Origin of the sequence: Micromonospora sp. SL1-18, from assembly GCF_047921505.1 — a bacterium.
Lineage (GTDB): Bacteria > Actinomycetota > Actinomycetes > Mycobacteriales > Micromonosporaceae > Micromonospora.
Map to the genome: position 1 here is coordinate 1 of NZ_JBLROA010000117.1, position 9,886 is coordinate 9,886.

The 9,886-nt window shown below is 70.1% G+C and carries 8 protein-coding genes; 7 read left to right on the forward strand and 1 reads right to left on the reverse strand.

What is annotated here, in order from left to right:
• Positions 1-24 precede the first annotated feature (24 nt).
• The gene (locus tag ACNAW0_RS29125) at positions 25-1,161 is read right to left on the reverse strand and encodes an RNA-guided endonuclease InsQ/TnpB family protein (RefSeq protein WP_416291240.1); all 1,137 of its coding nucleotides are present in this window, start codon (positions 1,159-1,161) and stop codon (positions 25-27) included.
• 199 nt (positions 1,162-1,360) lie between these two features.
• Here ACNAW0_RS29125 and ACNAW0_RS29130 point away from each other — a divergent pair, with 199 nt between their 5' ends.
• From ACNAW0_RS29130 to ACNAW0_RS29160, 7 genes are all read left to right on the forward strand, one after another.
• A complete protein-coding gene (locus ACNAW0_RS29130) occupies positions 1,361-2,566 on the forward strand; it encodes an MFS transporter (RefSeq protein ID WP_416291241.1) in 1,206 nt (401 codons plus the stop codon).
• Positions 2,567-2,811: 245 nt separating this feature from the next.
• Entirely contained in the window at positions 2,812-3,573 is a 762-nt protein-coding gene (locus ACNAW0_RS29135; protein ID WP_416291242.1) for a DeoR/GlpR family DNA-binding transcription regulator, read from the forward strand.
• 53 nt (positions 3,574-3,626) lie between these two features.
• Complete coding sequence (locus tag ACNAW0_RS29140) at positions 3,627-4,997, forward strand: ABC transporter substrate-binding protein (protein ID WP_416291243.1); 1,371 nt, start codon at positions 3,627-3,629, stop codon at positions 4,995-4,997.
• A gap of 57 nt (positions 4,998-5,054) precedes the next feature.
• Positions 5,055-5,987, forward strand: a complete 933-nt coding sequence (locus ACNAW0_RS29145) for a carbohydrate ABC transporter permease (protein ID WP_416291245.1) — start codon at positions 5,055-5,057, stop codon at positions 5,985-5,987.
• Positions 5,984-6,853: a carbohydrate ABC transporter permease gene (locus ACNAW0_RS29150; RefSeq protein ID WP_416291246.1), complete on the forward strand. Its 870-nt coding sequence runs from the start codon at positions 5,984-5,986 to the stop codon at positions 6,851-6,853. Before ACNAW0_RS29145 ends, ACNAW0_RS29150 begins: the two co-directional genes overlap by 4 nt.
• On the forward strand, positions 6,850-7,911 hold the full coding sequence (locus ACNAW0_RS29155) for a zinc-dependent alcohol dehydrogenase family protein (RefSeq protein WP_416291248.1): 1,062 nt from the start codon (positions 6,850-6,852) through the stop codon (positions 7,909-7,911). The genes ACNAW0_RS29150 and ACNAW0_RS29155 overlap by 4 nt, the downstream gene beginning before the upstream one ends.
• Positions 7,912-7,981: 70 nt before the next feature.
• A complete protein-coding gene (locus ACNAW0_RS29160; RefSeq protein ID WP_416291249.1) occupies positions 7,982-9,853 on the forward strand; it encodes a transketolase in 1,872 nt (623 codons plus the stop codon).
• Positions 9,854-9,886 lie beyond the last annotated feature (33 nt).

Consider the following 9,886-nt stretch of genomic DNA (forward strand, 5'->3'; position numbering starts at 1 on the left):
CCTTACACCAGCTCCGCAGGCGTTTTACCTCTCCGCCAGCCCGGCGGCGAGGATGTTCTTGGCAGCGTTGATGTCCCGGTCATGCTCGATCCCGCAACCCGGGCACGTCCAGACGCGGTCGTTGAGGGCGAGGGTGGTGTTGATCCGTCCGCATGCCGAGCAGGTCTTGGACGACGGGTACCACCTGTCGATGGGGATCACTTCACGTCCGTACCAGGTGGCTTTGTACTCGAGCAGGCTGCGGAACTGGGACCAGGCGGCGTCGGAGATGACGCGGGCCAGGCGGCGGTTGCGGAGCATGTTGCGCACGTTGAGGTCTTCGATCACGACCGTTTGGTTCTCACGGACGAGTCGGGTGGTCAGCTTGTGCAGGTGGTCCCGCCGCCGGTCGGCGATACGGGCGTGGATGCGGGCCACCTTCATTCGGGCCTTGGCCCGGTTGTTGGAGCCCTTCTGTTTGCGGGCCAGGTTCCGCTGGGCCTTGGCGAGCTTGCGCCGGTCGGTCTGCCCGTAGCGTGGGTTGGCCACCTTGCCCTGCTCGTCGCTCACCCCGGGTATCGGGTGGGACAGGGTGAGCAGGCTGGTGATGCCCGCATCCACACCCAACTCCGGCGTGACCGTTGGCAGCGGCTGCACCATCGGGTCCTCCACCAGCAGGGACACGAACCAGCATCCGGCGGCGTCCCTAGACACGGTGACCGTGGACGGTTCCGCGCCTTCGGGCAGGGGCCGGGACCACACGATGTTCAGCGGAGCATTCATTTTGGCCAGGGTGAGCTGACCGTCACGCCAGCGGAAGGCGGAGCGGGTGAATTCCGCCGACGCCCGCGATTTGCGTTTGGACTTGAACCGCGGGTACCGGGCCCGCTTGTCCCAGAACGCCACGTACGCGGCCTGCAGATGCCGCAGCGTCTGCTGCAACGGGACCGAACTGACCTCGTTGAGGAACGCCAACTCCTGCGTGCGCTTCCACTCGGTCAGCCACGCCGAGGACTGCACATACGTAGTGCGCCGGCGGTCCACCGCCCACGCCCGGGTACGGGCTTCCAACGCGCGGTTGTACACCAGACGCACGCACCCGAACGTGCGGTTCAACAGCCCAGCCTGTTCAGGAGACGGGTAGAAGCGGTACTTGTAAGCCCGCTTCACCACCTCACCCACGCCCCGCATCCTAGCAACCGTCCATGTAAGACGATCACCGAGGGGAGGGAGCGGCGTTTCCTCCCAGCCGTAAACGGCCGGGTTTCCACGCCGCAATTCCGATGACCTGGCGATGTTGATCCCACTCTAAGGGCCGAAGCCGCGGGCCGCCGCGGACGCCGTACGTCCGGTGTCCGTTTCGCCCCCGTGGGAAGGCCTCATGATCGTCACTTCCGCGCGCGTGCCCACGACCCGCCGGCTGGCGGCCACGCTCTACGGCTACGCGTTCCTCACCGACTTCATCCTGCTCTACCCGCTGTATGTGCTGCTGTTCGCCGACACCGGGTTGTCGGTCGGGCAGATCTCCTCGCTGTTCGTGATCTGGTCGGCCGCCGGCATCGTGCTGGAGGTGCCCTCTGGTGCCTGGGCGGACGCGGTGTCCCGGCGGCTGCTGCTCACCCTGGCGCCGCTGCTGCCTGCCGCCGCCTTCGCCCTCTGGGTGCTCGTCCCGTCCTATCCGGCGTTCGCCGTCGGGTTCGTCCTCTGGGGCGCGGGCGGAGCCCTGCGCTCCGGGGCGCTGGAGGCGCTGGTCTTCACCGAACTCGACCGGCTCGACGCCACTGGCCGGTACGCCCGCCTCATGGGTCGGGCGAAGACCGCGGAGATCCTGAGTGTGGTCGCCGCGATGGGCCTCGCCGGCCCGGTCCTCGCCCTGGGCGGCTACCGGGCCGTCGGCGCGGCCAGCTTCGCCGCCTGCCTGCTCGCCGCGGCCGTCGCGAGCCGGTTCCCGGAACACCGCACGGCCGGCGACGTCGGGCCGGCGGACGACGACGGGTCGGACGTCAACGATCCGCGGTGGCTGGCGAGCATGCGTGCCGGGTTGGCCGAGGCTCGCGCCGACCGGTCGGTCCAGACCGCGTTGCTGTTGGTCCCGGCCGTCGCCGCGATCTGGGGCGCGCTGGAGGAGTACACGCCCCTGCTGGCCCGGGACACCGGCGTCGCGGTGGAACGGGTGCCGCTGCTGCTCATGCTGGTCTGGGCGGGGGCGACCCTTGGCGGCCTGCTGATCCCGCTCGGGGAGCGGTTGACCACCCGCGGATACGCGGCCCTGCTCGTGGCTGCCGCGCTGGCCTTGGCTGCCGGTGCCCTGGCCCGCCACCCGGCCGGGTTCGTCCTCATCGGGGGCGCGTTCGGTGCGTTCCAGCTGGCCACGGTGCTCGCCGACGTCCGGCTGCAGTCCCGGATCACCGGGCCGAGCCGGGCGACGGTGACCTCGGCTGCGGGGATGGCTACTGACCTGAGCATCATCGCGGTCTACGCCGGGTACGGCGTGGTCGCCGCCCTCGTCGGCAATCCCGTGGCGTTCGCGGTGGCCGTTGTGCCGTATCTGATGGTGGCGCTCTGGCTGGCCGCTTGGCGGAGCTGACCGGCCGAGCGGGGGCCGGACCCGGGTCCCCGCTCGGCCCGTCCGGGCGGGACGGGTCGAGATCGGGCAGCAGTCGCTGAGAAGCGGGCGAGCCAAAAGAGAGGCATGCCTGATATGGGACGATCTTTGCTGCCCATTCGGGTGGTATCCGGGCAGGAAAGCCAAGTCTTTACCCGAGCCGTGACCGTCGTCACGCCCGTTCGGCGGTGTTAGAAACAGAGGCACGAGCGGGCCGGAGGTGCCAGGTGGACGCAGCGCAACGTAGACACCACATCCTCACGCTGGCCCGCCGCCACGGCGAGGTCGACGTGCAGAAGCTGGCGGCCGACCTGGGCGTCGCCCCGGAGACCATCCGGCGCGACCTGAGCATGCTGGCCCAGCAGGGCCTGGTGCGGCGCACCCACGGTGGCGCGTACCCGGTGGAGACGGCCCGCTTCGAGACCACCCTGGAGACCCGCACCACGCGGATGGTCGCGGAGAAGCGGCGGGTCGCCGCGGCTGCGGTCGAACACCTCGGCGACGCGGAGTCGATCTTTATCGACGAGGGCTACACCCCGCAGCTGATCGCCGAGGCGCTACCCACCCACCGGCCGCTGACCGTGGTCACGGCCTCGCTGCACACCGCCGCGGCGCTGGCCCACGCGCCCACCGTCACGGTCCTCCTGCTCGGTGGCCGGGTACGCGGCCGCACGCTCGCCACCGTCGACCACTGGGCCACCGCCATGCTCGCCGGCTTCGTCATCGACCTCGCGTTCGTCGGCGCGAACGGGATCTCCCGGGAACACGGGCTGACCACGCCCGACCCGGCCGTGGCCGCAGTCAAGGCGCAGGCGATCGGGGTGGCTCGGCGGGTGGTCTTCGCCGGCGTGCACACCAAGTTCGGCGGCCATAGCTTCTGCCGCTTCGCCGATGTCGCCGAGGTCGACACCATCGTCACGGACACCGCACTGCCGGCGTCCGAGGCGCACCGCTACTCGTTGCTCGGCCCCGTGGTGCTGCGCGTCTGAGCGCCCGGTCGATCCCTCCACCACAACCCCACCACCACCCACGGAGGTCCACTGTGTCCAGAACACGGTTTCCTCGCCGATGGCGCGGCGCGTTCGCGGTCGCCGTCGCGACCGCACTGGCCCTGACTGCCTGCTCCGGAGCCGGGGGCGGCTCCTCGTCCGGTGCCGGCGGCGGCAAGACCATCACGGTGCTGATGGTCGGCAACCCGCAGATGGAGGACCTGGCGAAGGTCACCGCCGACAATTTCACCAAGCAGACCGGGATCATCGTGCGGTTCACGATCCTGCCGGAGAACGAACTGCGCGACAAGGTCACCCAGGATGTCGCCACCCAGGGCGGACAGTACGACGTGGCGACGATCGGCGCGTACGAGGCACCGATCTGGGCCAAGAACGGCTGGTTGCACGAACTGAGCTCGTACGCCAAGGCCGATGGTGGCTATGACGAGGGTGACCTGCTCAAGCCGATGGTCGCCTCGCTCTCCGGCGAGGACGGCAAGCTTTACGCGGCGCCGTTCTACGGCGAGTCGTCCTTCCTGATGTACAACAAGGAGCTCTTCGCGGCCAAGGGCCTGACCATGCCGGAGCGGCCGACCTGGCAGCAGGTGGCGCAGTTCGCCGCGAGGCTGGACGACAAGAAGGCCGGCGTCGCCGGGATCTGCCTGCGCGGCCTGCCCGGCTGGGGTGAGCTCTTCGCGCCGCTGACCACCGTCGTCAACACCTTCGGCGGCACCTGGTTCGAGAAGGACTGGACGCCGAAGGTGAACGCGCCCGAGTTCACCGAGGCGACGAAGTTCTACGTCGACCTGGTCCGCGCCCATGGCGAGGCGGGCGCCCCGCAGGCCGGCTTCACCGAGTGCCTGAACACCTTCGGGCAGGGCAAGGCGGCCATGTGGTACGACGCCACCTCCGCCGCGGGCACGCTGGAGGACGCCAGCGCCAGCAAGGTCGCCGGCAAGGTCGGCTACGCGTACGCGCCGGTCAACAAGACCAAGTCGTCGGGATGGCTGTGGGCCTGGGCCCTCGCGATGCCGAAGACCACCAAGAACGCCGACGCCGCCTGGAAGTTCATCTCCTGGGCCACCGGCAAGGAGTACGAGAAGCTGGTCGGCTCCTCCCTCGGCTGGTCCCGGGTGCCGGCCGGCAAACGCCAGTCCACCTACCAGATCCCGGAGTACCGGCAGTCCGCCACCGCCTTCGCCGACCTCACCCTGAAGTCCATCCAGGAGGCCGACCCGGTCAACCCCGGCCTGCAGCCCCGCCCCGCGCTCGGGGTGCAGTTCGTCGGCATTCCCGAGTTCGCCGACCTCGGCACCAAGGTCTCGCAGGAGGTCTCCGCCGCCATCGCCGGCAGCACCACCGTGGACAAGGCGCTCGCCGACGGCCAGCGACTTGCCGAGGCCGTCGCCAAGGAACACCGGTAGCCGCCGCCGGGGCCGGCCGCCGACCGGCCGGCCCCGGCCACCCCATGAGGTGAACCGATGACCCAGACCGTCACCGCCGGTGCGGGCGCACCGCCGCGCCGCGCCGTCCGACCCGTCCCACTCGGCGCACGGCAGCGCTGGACCCGCCGCGCCCCGCTGCTGCCCGCGTTGCTCTTCGCGATCGTGGTGACCCAGATCCCGTTCCTGGTCACCCTCTACCTGTCCACCCTGGACTGGAACGCCCTCCGACCCGGCCGCCGCGCGTTCGTCGGCCTCGCCAACTACGGCGAGGTGCTCACCGACGCCCGGCTGCGCGCCGCCCTGCTGAACACGGTGCTGCTCACCGCCGCCTCCGTCGTCGCCTCCGTCCTGCTCGGCCTCGGTCTGGCCATCCTGCTCGACCGCCGGTTCCCCGGACGCGGCGTCGTCCGCACCCTGCTCATCACGCCGTTCCTGGTGATGCCCATGGCGGCGGCGCTGTTATGGAAGCACGCCATCTACAACCCGTCGTACGGGCTGATCAACGGCATCGTCGGCGGCAGCACCGACTGGGTGTCGCAGTACCCGATGATCTCCGTGGTGACCACGCTGGTCTGGCAGTGGACCCCCTTCATGATGCTGATCATCCTGGCCGGGCTGCAGGGCCAGTCGCTGGAAACCCTGGAGGCCGCCCGGGTCGACGGGGCCGGGCCGTGGCAGGCCTTCACCCGGGTGACGTTGCCCTACCTGCGCCCCTACCTTGAGCTGGGCGCCCTGCTCGGCTCCATCTACCTGGTACAGACCTTCGACGCCGTCTTCACCATCACCCAGGGCGGGCCCGGCACCGCCACCACCAACCTGCCGTACGAGATCTACCTGACCACCTTCCGCAAGTTCGAGTACGGCGAGGCCGCCGCGGCCGGGGTTGTGGTGGTGATCGGCACGATCGTCGTCGCCACCTTCGCGCTGCGGGTGATCTCCAGCCTCTTCCGGATGGAGGCCACGCGATGACCACAACGACCCGGCGCGCGTCTCGGCGCCGGCCCACCAGCCCGGCCCGGCAGACCAGCAGGGCGAGCGGGGCGGCCTGGACATTGTTGGCGTGGCTCGCCGGACTGCTGTTCTTCCTGCCGGTGCTGTGGATGGTGCTCACCGGATTCAAGCGCGAGGTCGACGCGGCCAGCAACCCGCCGACCTGGGTTTTCACCCCGGCACTCGACGGCTACCGGCAGGTCTTCGACCGCGACCTCACCCCGTACCTGCTCAACTCGGTGACCGCCAGCCTGCTCTCCACCCTGCTGGTGCTCCTGCTGGCCACCCCCGCGGCGTACGCGTTGTCGATCCGGCCGGTCGCCAAGTGGCGCGACGTGCTGTTCTTCTTCATCAGCACCAAGATGCTGCCCGCGGTCGCCGCGCTGCTGCCGATCTACCTGCTGGTCAAGCAGTTCGGCATGCTCGACAACGTCTGGACCATGGTCATCCTCTACACGTCGATGAACCTGCCGCTCGCGGTCTGGATGATGCGCTCGTTCCTGCTGGAGGTCCCGTCGGCGCTGATCGAGGCGTCGGCGATGGACGGTGCCAACCTGACCGTCACGATCCGGCGGATCCTCCTGCCGATCGTCGCGCCGGGCCTGGCCGCCACCGCGCTGATCTGCTTCATCTTCAGCTGGAACGAGTTCTTCTTCGCGGTCAACCTCACCGCGACCCGCGCCGGCACCGCGCCGATCTTCCTGGTCGGCTTCGTCACGTCCGAAGGGTTGTTCCTCGCCCGGCTCTGCGCGGCGGCGACCATCGTGTCGCTGCCGGTCGTGCTGGCCGGCTGGATCGCCCAGAAGCAGCTCGTCCGAGGACTCTCCATGGGGGCGGTCAAATGAAGGCAGCGGTCATCGTCACGCCGGGACAGATCTCGCTGGAGTCCGTGCCGGATCCCACGCCGGGGCCACGGGAGGTGGTCGTCGAGGTTGCCGGGTGCGGGATCTGCGGCACCGACCTGCACATCATGGACGGCGAGTTCGCGCCCGCGTACCCGATCGTGCCCGGCCACGAGTTCGCGGGCAGGGTGGTCGCCGTCGGGCGGGACGTCACCGAGGTGCGCCCGGGTGACCCGGTCGCCGTGGACCCGTCGCTGCACTGCGGCGAGTGCTACCAGTGCCGGCGCGGCCGGGGCAACCTCTGCGAACGCTGGGCGGCCATCGGGGTCACCGTCTCCGGCGGCGCGGCCGAGTACGCGGTGGCGCCGGTGAAGAACTGCTTCCTGCTCCCCGAGACCATCGCGCCGGCGGACGCCGCGCTGATCGAACCGCTCTCCTGCGCGGTGCGCGGCTTCGACGTGCTGCCCCGCCGGCTCGCCGACCACTACCTGATCTACGGCGCCGGCACCATGGGCCTGATGATGCTGGAGCTGGCGAAACGCTGCGGAGCCGCGAGCGTCAGCGTGGTGGACCCGAACCCGGACCGGCTCGCCACCGCAGTGCGGTTGGGCTGCTCGGCCAGTGCCGCGAACGCCGAGGAACTGCTCCGTCCGCGAGGGTGGGACGTGGTCATCGACTGCACCGGCGTGCGGGCGGCGATCGACGACGGGCTGGGCAGGGTCGCCCCGGGCGGAACGTTCCTCCAGTTCGGCGTCTCCGAATACCGCACCCGGGCAACGGTCGAGCCGTACCGGATCTACCAGCAGGAGATCACCATCACCGGCTCGATGGCCGTGCTGCACAGTTTCGAACGGGCCGGAGAACTGTTCGCCGCCGGCGTGCTCGACCCGGAGGTTTTCATCAGCCACCGCCTCCCGCTCGACCGGTACGCCGAGGCGATGACCCAGTTCCGAGCCGGTGTCGGTCGCAAGATCCAGGTGACGGGTCGAGCAGCGACGCCAACCGCCGGACTGACAAATCAGGCGTTGCCGGTTGATGAGCCGCTTTCCGGACTACCGTGAGCGGTAGGCGGTCAGCCGGGGCCGAGGGCTGGCCGAGCACGGCGGACCTCGGGAGGCGATGCCCGTGACCATGGAAGCAGAGCGCACCCTGCACGATGAGGAGATCACCCGGCTGGGTGAACTCGCCGCCCAACTGCGGGTGGACGCGATCCGCTCCAGCACCCAGGCGGGTTCCGGGCACCCCACCTCGAGTCTCTCTGCGGCCGACCTGATGGCCGTGCTGATCGCCCGGCACCTGCACTACGACTGGGTGAACCCACCCAACCGCGCCAACGACCACCTCATCTTCTCCAAGGGCCACGCCTCGCCACTGCTGTACGCGGTCCTGCGGGCGGTCGGCGCGATCAGCGAACAGGAGCTGATGGAGACCTACCGCCAGCTCGACTCGCGCCTGCAGGGCCACCCCACCCCGGCGCTGCCCTGGGTCGACGTCGCCACCGGCTCCCTCGGCCAGGGACTGCCCGTCGGAGTCGGGATCGCGCTCGCCGGACAGTACCTGGATCACCTGCCGTTCCACGTCTGGGTGCTGTGCGGCGACAGCGAGATGGCCGAGGGCTCCATCTGGGAGGCCCTGGACAAGGCCGGCCACTACGGGCTGCGCAACCTCACCGCGATCGTCGACGTGAACCGGCTGGGGCAGCGGGGACCGACCGAGCTGGAGTGGGACCTGGACACCTACCGGCGGCGGGTCGAGGCGTTCGGCTGCCACCCGATCGTTGTCGACGGCCACGACCTGGCGGCGATCGACGAGGCGTTCGACCGGGCCCGGCAGGCGACGGGCCCGACCGTGGTGCTCGCCCGCACGATCAAGGGCAAGGGAGTACCCGACGTCGAGAACCAGCCGGGGTGGCACGGCAAACCCCTGAAACCCGACATGGCCGAACGGGCCATCCAGGCGCTCGGTGGGGTCCGGCAGATCCGCGTCACCGGCCCGAAGCCCGAGCCCGTCAGGCCCGCCGCTAAGGCCGAAGCCCAACCCGAAGTCAAGCCGCCGGAACTGCCCCAGTACGACAAGGGGGCGAAGGTCGCCACCCGGAACGCGTACGGCGACGCACTGCGCGCGCTGGGCTCGCGGCCGGACGTGATCGCGCTGGACGGCGAGGTCAGCGACTCCACCCGCGCCGACAAGTTCGGTGAGGCGTACCCCGACCGGTTCTTCGAGATGTTCATCTCCGAGCAGCAGCTGGTCGCCGCTGCGGTCGGGCTGCAGGTGCGTGGCTACCGGCCCTTCGCCGCGACCTTCGCGGCGTTTCTCTCCCGCGCCTACGACTTCATCCGCATGGCCGCCATCTCCCGGGCCGACATCGCCCTGTCCGGCTCGCACGCGGGGGTGGAGATCGGGGCGGACGGTCCCTCGCAGATGGGGCTGGAGGACCTGGCTGCCCTGCGCGCCGTACAGGGGTCGACAGTTCTCTATCCCAGCGACGCCGTGTCCTGCGCCGCCCTGGTCGCTCAGATGGCCGACCGCAAGGGCATCGTCTACCTGCGTACCACCCGCGGCAAGTACCCGGTGCTCTACGACAACGGGGACGACTTCCCGATCGGCGGCAGCAAGCTGCTCCGTGGCGGCAAGGACGACGACGTCGTGCTGTTCGGGGCCGGGGTGACTGTGCACAACTGCCTCGCCGCCGCCGACGAGCTGGCGCACGAGGGGATCACCGCCCGGGTCGTCGACCTCTACTCGGTCAAGCCGCTGGACCGGCAGCGGTTGCTCGACGCCGTGCGGGACACCGGCGGCCGGCTGGTGGTGGTCGAGGACCACTACCCGGAGGGTGGGCTGGGATCGGCCGTGCTCGAGTCGCTGGCCGACTTCGCCGAGCCGGTGCGGGTCAACCACCTGGCGGTACGCGGGCTGCCCACCTCCGGCACGTCGGCCCAGCTCATGGACCAGGCGGGAATCGGGGTGTACGCCATCGTCGCGGCGGCCCGCGCCCTGGCGTGAAGCGCCTCGTCGGTCAACTCACCGCTGTTCTGA

Bases quoted from the DNA above. Each gene is read 5' to 3' on its own strand.
- ACNAW0_RS29130 (WP_416291241.1), top strand. From the start codon at position 1,361: ATGATCGTCACTTCCGCGCGCGTGCCCACGACCCGCCGGCTGGCGGCC.
- ACNAW0_RS29145 (WP_416291245.1), top strand. From the start codon at position 5,055: ATGACCCAGACCGTCACCGCCGGTGCGGGCGCACCGCCGCGCCGCGCC.
- ACNAW0_RS29150 (WP_416291246.1), top strand. From the start codon at position 5,984: ATGACCACAACGACCCGGCGCGCGTCTCGGCGCCGGCCCACCAGCCCG.
- ACNAW0_RS29155 (WP_416291248.1), top strand. From the start codon at position 6,850: ATGAAGGCAGCGGTCATCGTCACGCCGGGACAGATCTCGCTGGAGTCC.
- ACNAW0_RS29160 (WP_416291249.1), top strand. From the start codon at position 7,982: ATGGAAGCAGAGCGCACCCTGCACGATGAGGAGATCACCCGGCTGGGT.